At 69.2% G+C, this 15,011-nt stretch carries 12 protein-coding genes; 6 read left to right on the top strand and 6 right to left on the bottom strand.

Annotation, left to right across the window (positions count from 1 at the left end):
* Nucleotides 1-65: 65 nt before the first annotated feature.
* Nucleotides 66-3,902 (bottom strand): trifunctional transcriptional regulator/proline dehydrogenase/L-glutamate gamma-semialdehyde dehydrogenase, encoded by a 3,837-nt coding sequence (gene putA / locus DKG74_RS07815; RefSeq protein WP_109904392.1) that lies wholly within the window; start codon nt 3,900-3,902, stop codon nt 66-68.
* 174 nt (nt 3,903-4,076) lie between these two features.
* Here putA and DKG74_RS07810 point away from each other — a divergent pair, with 174 nt between their 5' ends.
* Nucleotides 4,077-5,471 carry a GGDEF domain-containing protein gene (locus DKG74_RS07810; protein WP_109904390.1) on the top strand — a complete coding sequence of 465 codons (1,395 nt, stop codon included), beginning with the start codon at nt 4,077-4,079 and terminating at the stop codon, nt 5,469-5,471.
* On the opposite strand, the gene DKG74_RS07805 is transcribed toward DKG74_RS07810, so the two are convergent.
* Together DKG74_RS07805 and amaB are read right to left on the bottom strand one after the other, a co-directional pair.
* Entirely contained in the window at nt 5,468-6,646 is a 1,179-nt protein-coding gene (locus DKG74_RS07805) for an NAD(P)/FAD-dependent oxidoreductase (RefSeq protein WP_109904388.1), read from the bottom strand. The genes DKG74_RS07810 and DKG74_RS07805 overlap by 4 nt on opposite strands.
* The gene (gene amaB / locus DKG74_RS07800) at nt 6,643-8,172 is read right to left on the bottom strand and encodes an L-piperidine-6-carboxylate dehydrogenase (RefSeq protein WP_243404048.1); all 1,530 of its coding nucleotides are present in this window, start codon (nt 8,170-8,172) and stop codon (nt 6,643-6,645) included. The genes DKG74_RS07805 and amaB overlap by 4 nt, the downstream gene beginning before the upstream one ends.
* A gap of 140 nt (nt 8,173-8,312) precedes the next feature.
* Between amaB and DKG74_RS07795 the strand changes: the two genes are divergently transcribed.
* From DKG74_RS07795 to DKG74_RS07785, 3 genes are all read left to right on the top strand, one after another.
* Complete coding sequence (locus DKG74_RS07795) at nt 8,313-8,819, top strand: peptide deformylase (protein ID WP_109904386.1); 507 nt, start codon at nt 8,313-8,315, stop codon at nt 8,817-8,819.
* On the top strand, nt 8,816-10,072 hold the full coding sequence (locus DKG74_RS07790) for an Hsp70 family protein (protein WP_109904384.1): 1,257 nt from the start codon (nt 8,816-8,818) through the stop codon (nt 10,070-10,072). Before DKG74_RS07795 ends, DKG74_RS07790 begins: the two co-directional genes overlap by 4 nt.
* 152 nt (nt 10,073-10,224) lie before the next feature.
* The gene (locus DKG74_RS07785; protein WP_133251537.1) at nt 10,225-10,824 is read left to right on the top strand and encodes a TetR/AcrR family transcriptional regulator; all 600 of its coding nucleotides are present in this window, start codon (nt 10,225-10,227) and stop codon (nt 10,822-10,824) included.
* On the opposite strand, the gene DKG74_RS07780 is transcribed toward DKG74_RS07785, so the two are convergent.
* The 3 genes from DKG74_RS07780 to DKG74_RS07770 are packed head-to-tail and all read right to left on the bottom strand — an operon-like array spanning nt 10,805 to nt 12,721.
* Nucleotides 10,805-11,524, bottom strand: a complete 720-nt coding sequence (locus tag DKG74_RS07780) for an NAD(P)H-dependent oxidoreductase (protein WP_109904380.1) — start codon at nt 11,522-11,524, stop codon at nt 10,805-10,807. The genes DKG74_RS07785 and DKG74_RS07780 overlap by 20 nt on opposite strands.
* A gap of 1 nt (nt 11,525) precedes the next feature.
* The gene (locus tag DKG74_RS07775) at nt 11,526-12,146 is read right to left on the bottom strand and encodes a pyridoxamine 5'-phosphate oxidase family protein (RefSeq protein ID WP_109904378.1); all 621 of its coding nucleotides are present in this window, start codon (nt 12,144-12,146) and stop codon (nt 11,526-11,528) included.
* 32 nt (nt 12,147-12,178) lie between these two features.
* Nucleotides 12,179-12,721 carry a carboxymuconolactone decarboxylase family protein gene (locus DKG74_RS07770; protein WP_109904628.1) on the bottom strand — a complete coding sequence of 181 codons (543 nt, stop codon included), beginning with the start codon at nt 12,719-12,721 and terminating at the stop codon, nt 12,179-12,181.
* Nucleotides 12,722-12,837: 116 nt separating this feature from the next.
* Here DKG74_RS07770 and DKG74_RS07765 point away from each other — a divergent pair, with 116 nt between their 5' ends.
* Nucleotides 12,838-13,773: a LysR family transcriptional regulator gene (locus DKG74_RS07765; protein WP_109904376.1), complete on the top strand. Its 936-nt coding sequence runs from the start codon at nt 12,838-12,840 to the stop codon at nt 13,771-13,773.
* Between the two features lie 79 nt (nt 13,774-13,852).
* Nucleotides 13,853-15,010 carry an iron-containing alcohol dehydrogenase gene (locus DKG74_RS07760; RefSeq protein ID WP_109904374.1) on the top strand — a complete coding sequence of 386 codons (1,158 nt, stop codon included), beginning with the start codon at nt 13,853-13,855 and terminating at the stop codon, nt 15,008-15,010.
* Nucleotide 15,011 lies beyond the last annotated feature (1 nt).

Raw genomic sequence — 15,011 nt, 5'->3', positions numbered from 1 at the left:
GGCACGGGCTGTCGGCAAGTGCCCATCCCGGGCACTCTCTGCCGCCAGTGCCCGCCCCGGGCGTGTCAACCTATCGTCATCAGGCTGGCATTGCCGCCCGCCGCCGCCGTGTTGGTGCTGACCGAAACCTCCTCGACGAGGGCATCGAGCCGATAGTCGTCCCTGCCGGTGGCGACGCCCTGCAGACCGACGATCGGTCCCGTGTCGATGGCCGCCAGCGCCTTCGCGAAATCGGCCAGCGTGTCACTGTCCCCTTCGTAGAGCGCGGCGGCGAGGGGGCCGGCGGCCGCGATCCCCGGCACCGTCTCGACGAAGGCCGCGAGATCGGGCGGCAACACGGCCAGAACATCCGCCGCCGAGCCATTCGCCTCGACGACGAGACGGTTGCCGGTCGCGAGCACGGTGGCGAACTGGCGCAGCAGGCCTTCCGCCGTCGCCGCCCGCGCCAGCACCCGGCCGCGCGGCCGGAAACCATAGGCGTTCCGTTCGCCGACCGGCCCCGGCAGCTCGGCGCGGCGGGCGAGCGGGCTGCGCGCCGCCATCTCCCGCGCGCGCTGGGCCAGAGGCTCCAGCGCCAGCTTCTCGAGCCAGGCGGCATAAGTCTCGACCAGTGGCGGGGGCGTGGCCGCGCCCTGTTCTTCCGGCCGCTGGGACAGCAGGCGGAGAAGATAGAGCGGCCCGCCCGCCTTGGGGCCGGTGCCGGACAAACCGCCGCCGCCGAAGGGCTGCACCCCGACCACGGCGCCGATCGTGTTGCGGTTCACATAGATGTTGCCGGCGTGGATGCGGCCGGTCACGCGGGCGATGGTCTCGTCGATCCTTGTGTGGAGGCCGAAGGTCAGGCCGTAACCCGTGGCATTCACCGCGTCGATCACGGCATCGAGATCCCTGCGCCGGTAGCGCAGGACGTGCAGGACCGGGCCGAACACTTCCCGGCCGAGGTCGGCGATGGCGCCGATCTCGATCAGCGTCGGCGCGACGAAGGTCCCGGCCGAGGTTGCCTCGGACAGAGGCAGACGGAACACCGGACAGCCCTTCTCCGCCATGGCGGCGACATGGGCTTCGATGCCTGCCTTCGCCTCCGCCGTGATCACCGGGCCGACATCGGTCGACAGCCGGTCGGGATTGCCGACGACGAGTTCCGCCATCGCCCCCTTCAGCATGGTCAGGATCCGGTCGGCGACATCCTCCTGCAGGCAGAGCACGCGCAGGGCGGAGCAGCGTTGCCCCGCGCTGTCGAAGGCGGAGGCGAGGACATCGCCCACCACCTGTTCGGCGAGGGCCGAACTGTCGACGATCATGGCGTTCTGGCCGCCGGTCTCGGCGATCAGCGGGATCAGCCGGCCCTCCGGCGTCAGCCGCCCGGCGAGCTGGCGCTGGATCGAGCGCGCGACCTCGGTCGAGCCGGTGAACATCGCGCCCCGGATGCGGCTGTCGGCCACCAGCGCCGCCCCGACCGCGCCATCGCCGACGACGAGGTTCAGAACACCCGGCGGCACCCCCGCCTCCTGCAGCAGGCGCACGGCCTCGGCCGCGATCAGCGGGGTTTCCTCGGCAGGCTTCGCGAGGACGGTATTGCCCGCGGCGAGCGCCGCCGCGACCTGCCCGGTGAAGATCGCCAGCGGGAAATTCCACGGACTGATGCAGACCACGGGGCCGAGCGGACGGTGCGTGAGACCATCGAAATCCCGTTCCACCGTCCGGCCATAATAGCGCAGGAAGTCGACCGCTTCCCGCACCTCGGCGATGGCATTGGGCAGCGATTTCCCGGCTTCCCGCACGATGAGGCCGAGCAGCAGGGGCATCCGCGCCTCCATCAGGTCGGCGGCGCGATAGAGGCAGGCGGCGCGGGCGGCGGGCGGCGTCGCGCTCCAGGCCGGGCCGGCCGCGACGGCGGCGCCGACGAAGGCCGGCGCATCGGCGGGGCTGGCAAAGGCGACCCGCCCGACCGTGTCGCGCCGATCCGCCGGATTGGCGACCGGCACCATGGCGGCGAGCGGATCACCCGCGACCCAGGCGACATCGAGACTGGCCAGCAACGCGGCCGAGACCGAGGCGAGGCGCTGTTCGTTCGAGAGGTCGAGGCCGGCGGAATTCGGCCGCTCGCCGCCGAACAGGTCGCGCGGCAGGCGGATCGCCGGATGCGGCGCGCCCAAAGGCTCGATCGCCCGCGCGGCCTGTACCGGGTCGGCGATCAGGTCTTCGACCGGCACGGTCTCGTCGGCGATGCGATTGACGAAGGAGGTGTTGGCGCCATTCTCCAGCAGCCGGCGGACGAGATAGGCGAGCAGGGTCTCGTGGGTGCCGACGGGGGCATAGATCCGGCACGGCCGGTTCAACTTGCCCTTGCCGACCACTTCCTCGTAGAGCGGCTCGCCCATGCCGTGCAGGCACTGGAACTCATATTGTCCCGCGTAATAATTGTCGCCGGCCATGACCATGACGCTGGCCAGGGTCTGGGCGTTGTGGGTGGCGAACTGCGGATAGATCGCGTCGGGTGCGGCGAGCAGCTTTCGCGCGCAGGCGAGATAGGACACGTCGGTATGGACTTTCCGCGTATAGACCGGAAAGCCTTCCAGCCCGTCGACCTGCGCCTTCTTGATCTCGCTGTCCCAATAGGCACCCTTGACGAGGCGCACCATCAACCGCCGGCCGGAGCGCCGCGCGAGGTCGATCAGATGGTCGATGACGAAGGGGCAGCGTTTGGAATAGGCCTGCACGACGAAACCGATACCGTTCCAGCCCGCGAGGTCCGGATCGAAACACAGGGCTTCGAGCAGGTCGAGGGAGATTTCCAGCCGGTCCGCTTCCTCGGCGTCGATGTTGAGGCCGATGTCGTAGCGCCGGGCGAGCAGGGCGAGACCTTTCAGGCGCGGCAGCAATTCGCCCGTCACCCGCTCGATCTGGGCGCGGGCATAGCGCGGGTGCAGGGCGGAGAGCTTGATCGAAATCCCCGGCCCCTCGTAAATGCCGCGCCCGTCCGAGGCCTGACCGATGGCGTGGATCGCCGTCTCGTAATCGCCAAGGTAACGGGCGGCATCGGCCGCCGTGGTCGCCGCCTCGCCCAGCATGTCGTAGGAATAGCGAAAGCCCTTCGCCTCCAGCCTGCGGGCATTGGCAAGGGCTTCGGCGATGGTCTGGCCGGTCACGAACTGCTCGCCCATCATGCGCATGGCGAGGTCGACACCCTTGCGGATCAAGGGCTCGCCCGAGCGGCCGATAAGCCGGGTCAGGGCGGCCGACAGACCGGCCTCGCTCGTCGTCGCGGTCAGCTTGCCGGTGACCAGCAGGCCCCAGGTCGCGGCGTTGACGAACAGCGACGGGCTGTGGCCGAGATGGGCGCTCCAGTCGCCGGCGGCGATCTTGTCGCGGATCAGCGCATCGCGCGTCGCCTTGTCCGGGATCCGCAGCAAGGCTTCGGCGAGACACATGAGGGCGACGCCCTCGGGCTCTGACAGGGTATATTCGTGGATCAAGCCCTCGACCCCGCCGTGGCGCCCCTTGGCCCGCAATTGGGTGACGAGGTCCAGCGCGAGGGTGGCGACACGCCCCCGCTTGTCTTCGGGCAGGCTCGCCTGTTCGATCAGATAGGGCAGGCATTCCGGTTCTGGCCGGCGATAGGCGGCGGTGATGCGCGCCCGCAGCACCCCTTGCGGCTGGACCCCTTGCGCGAATTCGAGGAAGGGAAGCGACAGCTCGGTTGCGCCGTCGCCGTCGAGCAGCGCCACCCCGTCGCCCTCACCCCCGGCATCGAGTCCCTGGCCGCGCTCGATCCGTTCGATCGCGGCGGTCAGCGCCTGCTTGACCAGCCAATGCGGCGTCTGGCCGATCCGGTCGGCGGCAGCCTTCAGCCGCGCGCGCAACTCGTCGCTGACTTTGACGCCGATGGTGGTGAGGGCCATGATCGCGCTCCGCCGAATGGGTTGCACCTATGTAAGCCGATTGGTGAAACCCGTACAGCGAAATCGCGGTTGCACCCTTCCGACAGCGGCAAAGCCGATTGTCCACGCTTGCACCTTTCCTTAATCGGTCCACGATGAAATGGCTTCGCGACTGCGGGGAGAGGCCGGGGGGCAATGAACAACGGGAAAGTGCGATATCTGCCGAAGGGTGTTTCGACCGACACGGCGATCGTCGCCGGGGTCGTCTTCATCGCTTGCATGACCGGAATTCTGACCCGCCCCCTGGGTTTTCTGGCTGCCTTCTGGCCGGCGAATGCCCTGCTGTTCGGCATGATGGTCCGCTTCCCCCGGATGAACACGCCGATCAACTGGATCGCCGCTTTCCTCGCCTATCTGCTGGCCGATTTCGTCACGGGCTCGTCCCTGCTGGCGGCCGTGTGGCTGAACGGCACCAACCTGGTCATGGCCGGCCTCGGCACCTGGCTCTACAACAGGGGCAATCCGGCGCAGGACCATTTGCGGCGGCCCCTGTCGGTCCTGCGCCTGTTCCTGATCTGCGTGATCGGCGCGGCGGCGGCTGCGCTGGTCGGCTGCGGCGCCAATCCGGTGCTGTTCGACCGGCCGCTGCTGTCGGGCTACGCCTATTGGTTTTCGGCGGAACTGTCCAATGCCGCCATCGTGCTGCCGGTCGTCCTGACCCTGCCGCGCTCCGCCGCGACCTTCCTGCCCGCCGTCCGCCACAGTCTTCATTCGGCGCGCCTGATCGCGCCGGGACTGACCGTGGCCGCCAGTGTCGGCGCCGCCTTCGCCGTCGGCGGCCCCGGCGCCATTGCCTTTCCGGTCCCGGCGCTTCTGTGGTGCGCGCTCAGCTATGGCATTTTCGGCACCGCCGTCCTCACGGTCGGGGTTACCGGGCTGATGCTGATCGCCGTGTCGGCCGGCTGGATTCCGGACCTCGAATCCACATCCTATGTCCACGAGACCCTGTCGGTGCGGGCTGGCGTCACCCTGCTCGCCCTTGGCCCGCTGACCGTCGCCAGCTTCAATGCCAGCCAGAAGGAATTGATGCAGCGGCTCGACCACGCCGCGACCCATGATTTCCTGACCGGCGCGCTGAACCGGGTCGCGCTGACCGGCAAGGGCGAGGCCCTGCTCCTGCGGTCGCCGCGGCTCGCCGCGCTGATGATCGACATCGACCATTTCAAGCGGGTGAACGACAACCATGGCCATGCCGCGGGCGACATCACCCTGATCAGCTTCGCCCGGCTGATGGAGGGCGCCTTGCGCGACGGCGACCTGTTCGGCCGTCAGGGCGGCGAGGAATTCGTCATCCTGCTGCCCGACAATGGTCTGCAAAAGGCCCTGGCCGCCGCGGAACGCCTGCGCCGCCTGACCGACGAGACGCCGGTCGACCTCGGCGACCGCACGCTGCGGGTCACGGTCAGCATCGGTGTCGCCGTCAGTACGGCGGAGGCCCCCCTGTCGCTGGCGCGGCTGCTGCAGCAGGCCGACGGCGCGCTCTACCGCGCCAAGGCCGAGGGGCGCAACCGGGTCATCGCCGCCGCCTAAACGATGTTGAGTTCGCGCACCGGCCGGCCGGCCGCGATCCGCCCGAAGCCAAGGGGCGAGAGGTCGAGGCTGCGGTATGCGCCCTCGACGATCAGTTCGGCGAGGCCGCGGCCGATGGCGGGCGACTGCTGCAGCCCATGGCCGGAGAAGCCATTGGCGAGATAGAAATTCCCGACCTCGCCCGCCGGCCCGACGATGGCGTTGTGATCGAACAGGTTCATGTCGTAATGCCCGGCCCAGGCGCGGCCCTGACGGATACGCTCGAAGGCGGGCACGCGGGCGGCGAGGGTCGGCCAGATATGATCGTCGAAAAAGCTGTGATCGACCTCGAAATCGCCGTCGGCGTCCGGATCCCGATCCTCCGGCGGCTGGATGCCGCAGAGGAAGCCCTGCCCTTCCGGCCGGAAGTAGAGGCCGGTCGGGTCGATCAGCAGGGGCGCGCCCGAAACCCGCTCGGCGCAGGTGAAGGTAAAGATGTAACGCTTCTTGTTATGAACGGGGATGTGCAGCCCGGTCGCGCGGGCAAGGGCCTGCCCGCCGCCGCCCGCCGCGTTGACGAGGGCGCCGCAGGGAATGCGGCTGCCGTCGTCGAGACGGACCGCGGCCACCCGGTCCCCCGCGCGCTCGACATCGGTCACCGTGGCGGCGCGGTACTCGACACCGAGGGAGCGGGCCTTGCGCCGGAAGGCCTGCATCAGACCGTAGCCGTCGAACCAGCCCTCGCCCGTGACGCCGAAGGAGCCGAGGGCGAGTCCCTCCGTGTTCAGCCAGGGAAAGCGCGCGCTCAGCCCGTCGGGGCCGAGCAGGGCGACATCGGCGCCCATCTCGCGCTGAAGCCGGTGATTGGCCTCGAGCACGGGACGCCCCGCCTCGCTCGCGAGGAAGAGGTAGCCGCCCTCGACGAGTCCGATCGCCGGAGCCTCGCCATCGACCGCCAGCGTCTCGCCGATGCCGCGCAGGAAGCGGATGCCGTGCAGCGAGATCGCGATGTTGATCGCGCTCGAATATTGCTGGCGGATCGACGCCGCCGAGAGGGCCGAGGCGCAGAAGCGATAGGCCGGGTCTTTCTCGACGACGAGGATACGGCCGGAAAAGCCGGGATGGGCCGCCAGATGATAGGCGACCGACGATCCCGTGACCGCGCCGCCGACGATCACCACGTCATAAGCGGTCATTCCACGTCGAACCTCACGCCCTGGGCGAGGGGCAGGCTGCGCCCGAAATTGATCGCCGAGGTCTGGCGCCGCATGTAGCCCTTCCAGGCATCGGAGCCGGATTCGCGGCCGCCGCCGGTCTCCTTCTCGCCGCCGAAGGCGCCGCCGATCTCCGCGCCCGAGGTGCCCATGTTGACATTGGCGATGCCGCAGTCGGAGCCGGCGGCGGACAGGAAGCCCTCCGTCTCGCGCATGTCGGTCGAGAAGATCGAGGAGGAGAGCCCCTGCGCGACCCCGTTCTGCAGGGCGATCGCCTCGGCGAAATCCTGATATTTCACGACATAGAGGATGGGCGCGAAGGTCTCTTCCAGCATCGGCCCCGCCTGCTCCGGCATCTCGACGAGGGCCGGGCGGCGATAGCAGGCGGCTTCCGCGCCCGGCACGGTCACGATATCGCCGCCGGTCACGGTCGCGCCCAGCGCCCGCGCGGCGTCCAGCGCCCGCGTCATCGCCTCGCCCGCGGCGGCATCGACGAGGGGGCCGACCAGCACATCGCCCGGCAGCGGATTGCCGACCGAGACCGTGCGATAGACCTTGGCGAGGCGCGGCACCAGCGCGTCATAGACCGAGGCGTGAACGATCAGCCGGCGCAGGGTGGTGCAGCGCTGGCCCGCGGTGCCCATGGCGCCAAACGCGATGGCCCGCACCGCAAGGTCGAGATCGGCCGAAGGCGCGACGATGGAGGCATTGTTGCCGCCGAGTTCGAGGATGCAGCGGCCGAAGCGCCGCGCCACCCGCTCGCCCACCGCCTTGCCCATGCGGGTGGAGCCGGTCGCCGACAGCACGGCGACGCGGGCATCGTCGACCAGCATCTGGCCGACCTCGCGCCCACCGGTCACGACCTGCGACAGGCCGTCGGGCACGCCGCCAAACCGGGCCGCCGCCCGCTCGAACAGGGCCTGCACCGCGAGCGCGGTCAGCGGCGTCTTTTCCGACGGCTTCCAGATCACCGGATCGCCGCAGACGAGGGCGAGGGCCGCGTTCCACGACCAGACCGCGACCGGGAAATTGAAGGCGGTGACGATGCCGACGACACCGGCCGGATGCCATTGCTCCATCATGCGGTGATCCGGCCGCTCGCTCGGGATGGCGAGGCCCTGCAACTGACGCGACAGGCCGACGGCGAAATCGCAGATGTCGATCATTTCCTGCACCTCGCCCTCGCCCTCGGACGGCACCTTGCCGACCTCGAGGGTGACGAGCCGGCCGAGGCCGCTCTTGGCCGCGCGCAATTCCTCGCCCAGCAGGCGGACGAGTTCGCCCCGGCGCGGCGCCGGCACCAGTCGCCAGGCGGCGAAAGCTGTGCTCGCCCGGGCGATCGCCGCCTCGACCGCCGGTGCCTCGCTGTCCGCCACCGCGCCGATCCGGCCGCCGGTGATCGGCGAGGTGACGGCCCGGCCCGCGCCGAAGCGCGCGGGATCGACACCGAAGCCGGTCAGGATGGCGGCGACTTCGGTCGCGAGATCGGTCGGGGCGGAAACGGTCACGGGCGATATCCTTTTGTTGCCTGTGCGGAAATATGCCAGCCTGCGCGGCGCTTCCAACCCGCATTTCGGCACGGCTGACCGGCAAGGAACGAGCGGGACGGCAGACTGGTCCGGCCCCGGCCGCCGGGCTAGAAAGATGGATGCCGATTCGTCCGATTCTCCGCTTCCCCGATCCCCTGCTGCGCCAGAAGGCCGGGTCCGTTTCCGATTTCGGCCCCGGCCTTGCCGCGCTGGCCGCCGACCTGACCGAAACCATGATCGAGGCGGGCGGCGTCGGCATCACCGCGCCCCATGTCGGCGTGATGCAGCGCCTCGTCGTGCTGAAGCTGGGCGATGCGCCGGTTGAGGTCTTCGTCAATCCGGACATCACCTGGACTTCGGACGACGTCGTCACGCGGGACGAGGGCAGCGTTTCGATGCCCGGCGTGGTCGACGCGGTGACCCGTCCCGCCCGCATCCGCCTGACCTGGGCCGACCTGTCCGGCGCCCCCCACGAGGGCGAGGCGGAAGGCTGGCGCGCCACCTGCCTGCTGCATGAGGTCGATCAGCTGGACGGCATCTTCTGGCTGCAGCGCCTGTCGCGCCTGCGCCGCGACAAGGTGGTGCGCCGCTACGAGAAAATCCGGCGTCTGGGGGGTGGGGCATGAGCGGGCTTTACTGCGGTCTCGACTTCGGCACCTCGAATTCGACCGCCGGCATCGTCGCCGGCAACGGCTTCACGCTCTGCCCGCTCGAGGGGAACAGCGTCACCCTGCCCTCGTCGATCTTCTTCGACTATGAGGAGCACCGGACGCGCTTCGGCCGCGACGGCATCGGCGCCTATGTCGAGGGCACCGAGGGCCGCCTGCTCCGCGCGCTGAAAAGCGTGCTCGGCTCCGCCCTGATCGAGGAGACGACGCTGGTCGGCCGGCGCCGGGTCTCGTTCCGCGACATCATCGGCCTGTTCCTGCACCATCTGAAGACGACGGTGGAAGCCCGGCTGGGCGGCCCCGTCGACAGTGTCGTGCTGGGCCGGCCGGTCCGCTTCGTCGATCACGACGACGAGGCCGACGCGCGGGCCGAGGCGGAACTGGTCGCCATCGCCAGGGCGCAGGGCTTTCGCCATATCGAGCTGCAGTTCGAGCCGGTCGCCGCCGCCCTCGACTACGAGCAATCGGTCAGCCACGAGGAACTGGCGCTGATCGTCGACCTTGGCGGCGGCACTTCGGATTTCGCCGTCACCCGCCTGTCGCCGCGCCATGCCGGCAAGGCCGACCGTTCGGGCGACATCCTGGGCCGGGCGGGCGTCCATATCGGCGGCACCGATTTCGACCGCGACCTCAGCCTCGCCCGGGCCATGCCGGAACTCGGCATGAAGGCGCTGATCGGGCCGAAGAAACTGCCGATGCCGATCCGGCTCTATCAGGACCTCGCCACCTGGCATCGCATCCCCAGCCTCTACACCTCGAACAACATCCATTATTTCAAGAGCCTGCTGCTCACCATCGACCGCCCCGACCTGGTCGAGCGGCTGCTCGACCTGCTGACCCATCGCAACGGACACCGGCTGGCCGGACTGGTCGAGAGCGCCAAGATCGCGCTCTCCGACGTCGAGGAAACCCATGTCGCCCTGCCCCTGTCGCGGCCGGTCGACATCGCCGTGACCCGGGGCGAGCTGGAAGCCGTGCTGGCGCCCCATGTCGCCGCGATTCTCGCCGGCATCGACCGCTGCCTGCGCGAGGCCAGCATAGCCCCCGACGCGGTCGAGGCCGTGTTCCTCACCGGCGGCTCCACCGCCGTGCCCGCCGTCCGCCGCGCCATTCTCGCCCATCTGCCGGCGGCCCGGCCGGTCGATGGCGACATCTTCGGCAGTGTCGGCATCGGCCTCGCCATCGACGCCCGCCGTAAATTCGGCCTGTGACGGCGAACACATCCCGTCAGCACTGCCTTCGACAGCGGGGCCGCCATCTGGTATTGAGGAGTAATGACAATTTTTCTGTGACCGCCGTGTCTGAAACCGGGAAAAGCGGCCGCCGCCGCTCGCCACGCCAACCCTCCGCCCTGCAACCCCGGTTGCGGGAGAAGATCGTTTCGGCCGCGGCCCAGGAATTCGCCACCGTCGGCTTCGACGCGGCCTCGGTCCTGCGCATCGCCACGGCGGCGGGGGTACACCACCCGCACATCTATTACTATTTCCGCAGCAAGGAAGAGCTGTGGCGCGAAGCCTCGACCCGGGCCTTCGCCCCGATCTTCGACCGGGTCGCCGTCGAGGGGCCGAAACTGGCTTTTCTCGGCCCGATCGAAGCCTGCGAACACGCGATCCGCACCTTCACCCGCTTTTCCGCGGAAAATCCTTTGGCCGCGCTGATCGTGACCAGGGAGACTCTGAACCCCGGCAGCCGGCTGGACTGGCTGACGGAACACCTGCTGACGCCGCTGCATCAGATCATGGTGCCGCTGCTCGAGCACGGCATGGCGGTCGGTGTCATCAGGCCGATCCCGATCCCGCATTTCATGCAGTCGATGGTCGGGGCGGTCGTGTCCTTCTTCAGCTCGGGCCCGGCGTTGCGGCCGCTCTATGGCATCGACCCGCTCAGCCCTGAGTCGATCGAGCGCCATGTCGACTTCATGGCCAGCCTGCTGATCGAAGGCATCAGGGCGCGGCCGGCCTGAGCCCGGGCTTCAGCACCAGGCGCTCGTAATCCGCCACCTTGGGCATGGGCAGCACGGCAGCCCGCTCCAGCCCCAGCAGTTTTTCGCGGTAGGCGGCGAGCACGCCCGCCCGCGTGGTCGGATCCATCCGCCCGGGGCCATAGACCACGAAGGGCTCGATCACCTGAAAGCCGGTGAAGCCGAAGATGCCGCGATGGATCGGGAACAATATGTCTTCCGCCGGGCCATAGACGCCGATGTCGGAATAGACCTCGGCGGTGCCGCCGACCGTGACCGACAGCATCGCCCGCCGGCCGGCCAGGGCGCCGCCATCGAACCAGCGCCCGCCGCCATAGGCGACGCCGAGGGCGAAGACCCGATCGACCCAGCCTTTGAGGATCGCCGGCAGGCCCAGCCACCAGATCGGAAACTGGAAGATCAGGTGGTCGCACCACAGCAGCTTTTCGATTTCGGCCGCGACATCGTCGGCGAAACCGCCCGAAGCCGCCGCCAGCCGCTCCTCCGCCTGCTGGTCGAGCCGCTCGGCGTTGGCCACGGTCCTGAAATTGCGCCGGTCGGACACCGGCTGGAAACCCATGGCGTAGAGATCGGAGACCCGCAGCTCGTGCCCGGCCGCCGCCAGCGTCTCGCGCGCCGTCGTCAACAGGGCGGTGTTGAAACTGGTCGGCTCGTGATGGGCATGGACGATCAGGACACGCATCTCAACCTCTCTCGCCCAGAAGGCCGCGCAGGCGCTCGATCTCGGCATTGGCCGCGGCCAGTCGCTGTTCCAGATGACCGATTGCGCCCGCGACATCGGCGAGATCGAGTTTCCGGGGAATATGCTGCTTGCAGTTCACGTCCCAGGCCTCGACCGTGAACAGGATCACCTGTTCCGGCCAGGCGCGATAGTTTTCGGGCATCAGGCGCCGGGTCAGCTCCTCGTCGCCTTCGACGACGCGGGCGTGGCCCCACAGTTTCACCCGGCGCTGTTCGGCATAGTCGATCAGGAACAGGAAGGCCTGGTCGTTTTCCGACAGGTTGCCGGTGGTCACGTATTGCCGGTTGCCACTGTAGTCGACGAAACCGATGGTCTCGTCATCGAGGGCGCGGATGAAGCCCTTGGGGCCGCCCCGGTGCTGGGCATACGGCTGGCCGTCCTTCGTCGCGGTGGCAAGAAACGCGGTATCGACCACGGTGAGGAAAGACACCAGCTCCGGCGTCACGCCGGTGCGAAAGCCCCCTTGCGCCTCCATCTTCTCGTAGAAGGCGCGCGACTGGCGGCGGCGCTGGATATCCTTGACCGCCGGCGTGAAGGCGATGTCGCTCGAAGGGTGCTGCATGACGTCCTCCCTGCCGGCGGTATTGTCGGCGATCAGGCGGCGACGGCCTGGACCAGCGGGAAATCGACCTCGGTTCCCGCCACATGGTTGAGGTAATTGGTGAAGCTGTTCAAGGCGACATGGGCCACGATCTCGACCACGGCGCCATGACCGATGCCGAGTTCGCGCAGCCGGTCGAGCGCCTGATCCGGCACCACGCCCCGCTGTTCGACGACGAGCCGCGCGAAACCGAGGATGGCATCGGTCTTCGGATCGGGCGAATGGGCGCGGCGGGCCTCGGCGATATCGGCATCGGACAGGCCGGCCCGGCGCGCCAGCGCGCTATGGGCGGACAGGCAATAGTCGCAGCCGTTCGCCTCGGCGACGGCAAGGGCGATGGCCTCGCGCTGCTTCACGCCGAGGCTGCCACCGGCCAGCGCCGACGAGAGGCCGAGCAGCCCTTCGAGGGCGGCGGGGGCCTGCGCGGCGACCCGGAACAGATTGGGCGTCATGCCGATGCCGGCATTGACGGCGGCCAGCAGGTCGCGGGCCTTGCCTTCGGTTGCGGCAGGATCGAGGGCGGGAATACGGCTCATCATGAAACTCCGGGGTGGGGCGGATGGGGGAAGCGACACCCGGAGCCTAGGCGCGCTTGTCATTTCTTCTGATAGCCATAATGCTGAAGGCATTATTGCGTTTGGTGGAATGATCAATGGACCGCTTCGATGTCATGAAGATCTTCGTCGCGACGGTCGAGGCCGGCAGTCTGGCCGGGGCGGCGCGCCGGCTGGGTCGTTCGCCCGCCGCCGTCACAAGGGCGCTGTCCCTGCTGGAAGAGCGGATCGGCGCGCGCCTGTTGCTGCGGACGACGCGGACCCTGCGCCTGTCGGAAGCGGGGGAGCGCTACCTGTCGAGCTGTCGGCGCATCCTGGCCGAAGTCGACGATGCCGAACGTCTCGCCGCCGGGGAGCGGGAGGCGCCGCGCGGCACCCTGAATGTGACGGCGCCGGTCAGTTTCGGCCGGCTGCACGCGCGCCCCCTGATCGACGATTTCCTTGAGCGCCATCCCTCGGTACGGGTGCGGCTGTTGCTGATCGACCGGGTGGTGAACCTCGCCGAAGAGGGCATGGATGTCGCCCTTCGGATCGGCCCGCTGCCCGATTCCGGCCTGATCGCCACCCAGGTCGGCAGCGTGGGCCGCATTCTCTGCGCCAGTCCCGCCTATCTGGCGGGTGTCGCGCCGCCGCATGGTCCGGCCGATCTGGCGCGGCTGCGCTGCATCGGCTTTTCCCATGTCGCCGGGGCACGGGGCTGGCGCTTTCCGCCCGGCCCGGGTGGCGGCGCGGCCCAGACCGTCGCCATCACCCCGCCGCTGGAGGTGAATGACGCCATGGCCGCCGTCGCCTCGGCGGTCGAGGGCCGGGGCGTGACCTGCGTGCTGTCCTATCAGGCCGATGCCGACCTGCGCGCCGGGCGCCTGATCCGCCTGTTGCCGGATTTCGAGCCGCCGCCCCTGCCCGTCCATCTCGTCTATCCCGAAAGCCGGCTGGTCGCCGCCAAGCTGCGCGCCTTCGTCGATTTCGCGGCGCCGCGCCTGCGCGCCCGTCTTGCATCCCTGCAAGAGCCGGATGCGCCGGGCGGCGGTTGATCCCTTCGCCGTGTCGGGTCACAGTCCGCCGATAACAAAGCAAGACCGCTCGACAAAACGATTCTGGGGGAACCAAGCGATGTCCGGGTTCATCTTCAACACGACGCCATCCATCGTCTTCGAGGCGGGCGCGGCGACGCGGCTGGCCCATCACGCGCGGCGCCTTGGCCCCCGGCTGCTCTTCGTCACCGATCCGGGCCTGCGCCGGCTCGGCCTGTGCGACCCGGCGCTGGCCGCGCTCGAAGCCGCCGGCATCGCCCTGACCGTCTTCGACACGGTCGAGGCCGATCCCTCGCTGGAAACGCTGAACGCGACGGTCGCCGCCGGGCGGACGGGGGACGTGACCGGTGTCGTTGGCTTCGGCGGCGGCTCCTCCCTCGATGTCGCGAAACTGGCCGCGCTGCTGCTCGGCTCGGGGGAGGATCTGGATGGCGCCTGGGGCGTCGGTAACGCCAAAGGGCCGCGCCTGCCGCTGCTGCTGGTGCCGACGACGGCGGGTACGGGGTCGGAGGTGACGCCGGTTTCCATCATCACCGTCGGGGCAGAGGAGAAGCGCGGCGTCTCCTCCGCCGTCATCCTGCCCGATGTCGCCGTGCTCGACCCGCTGCTCACCCTCGGCCTGCCGCCGGCGATCACCGCGGCGACCGGGGTCGACGCCATGGTCCATGCGATCGAGGCCTATGCCTCGGCCAGCCCGAACAACAACCCGCTGTCGAAGATGCTGGCCCGGCAGGCCCTGCAGCTGATCGGCGCCCATATCGAGACGGCGGTGTTCGACGGCAAGAATATCGAGGCGCGGGGCGCCATGCTGCTCGGCTCCATGCTGGCGGGGCAGGCTTTCGCCAATTCGCCGGTCGCCGCGGTCCATGCCCTCGCCTATCCGGTGGGCAGCCTGTTCCATGTGCCGCACGGCCTGTCCAACGCGCTGATGTTGCCCCATGTCCTGCGCTTCAACGCGCCGGACGCCGCGACGCTCTATGCCGAGATCGCGGCCGACGCCTTCCCCGTCCTTGCCGCCGAGGACAGCGTGCAGAGCCGCTGCGCCGGCTTCATCGAGGCGCTGACCCTGCTTGCCGCGCGGATCGGCCTGCAGCCGCGCCTCCGCGATGTCGGCATCGGCGAGGAAGCCCTGCCCCGGCTGGCGAGCGACGCGATGAAGCAGCAGCGCCTGCTGGTCAACAATCCGCGCCCCGTGACCGAAGCCGATGCCCTCTCGATCTATCGCGCCGCCTGGTAAG

The organism is Zavarzinia aquatilis (assembly GCF_003173035.1).
GTDB classification, from domain to species: domain Bacteria; phylum Pseudomonadota; class Alphaproteobacteria; order Zavarziniales; family Zavarziniaceae; genus Zavarzinia; species Zavarzinia aquatilis.
Note: the sequence above shows the minus strand (reverse complement) of the source record. Positions and strands in the feature narration are given on the sequence as shown.

Coding starts and splice junctions, on each gene's coding strand:
- DKG74_RS07780 (WP_109904380.1), bottom strand. CDS start 11,524: ATGCGTGTCCTGATCGTCCATGCCCATCACGAGCCGACCAGTTTCAAC.
- DKG74_RS07775 (WP_109904378.1), bottom strand. CDS start 12,146: ATGCAGCACCCTTCGAGCGACATCGCCTTCACGCCGGCGGTCAAGGAT.
- DKG74_RS07795 (WP_109904386.1), top strand. CDS start 8,313: ATGCCGATTCGTCCGATTCTCCGCTTCCCCGATCCCCTGCTGCGCCAG.
- putA (WP_109904392.1), bottom strand. CDS start 3,902: ATGGCCCTCACCACCATCGGCGTCAAAGTCAGCGACGAGTTGCGCGCG.
- DKG74_RS07770 (WP_109904628.1), bottom strand. CDS start 12,721: ATGAGCCGTATTCCCGCCCTCGATCCTGCCGCAACCGAAGGCAAGGCC.
- DKG74_RS07790 (WP_109904384.1), top strand. CDS start 8,816: ATGAGCGGGCTTTACTGCGGTCTCGACTTCGGCACCTCGAATTCGACC.
- DKG74_RS07765 (WP_109904376.1), top strand. CDS start 12,838: ATGGACCGCTTCGATGTCATGAAGATCTTCGTCGCGACGGTCGAGGCC.
- DKG74_RS07760 (WP_109904374.1), top strand. CDS start 13,853: ATGTCCGGGTTCATCTTCAACACGACGCCATCCATCGTCTTCGAGGCG.
- DKG74_RS07810 (WP_109904390.1), top strand. CDS start 4,077: ATGAACAACGGGAAAGTGCGATATCTGCCGAAGGGTGTTTCGACCGAC.
- DKG74_RS07805 (WP_109904388.1), bottom strand. CDS start 6,646: ATGACCGCTTATGACGTGGTGATCGTCGGCGGCGCGGTCACGGGATCG.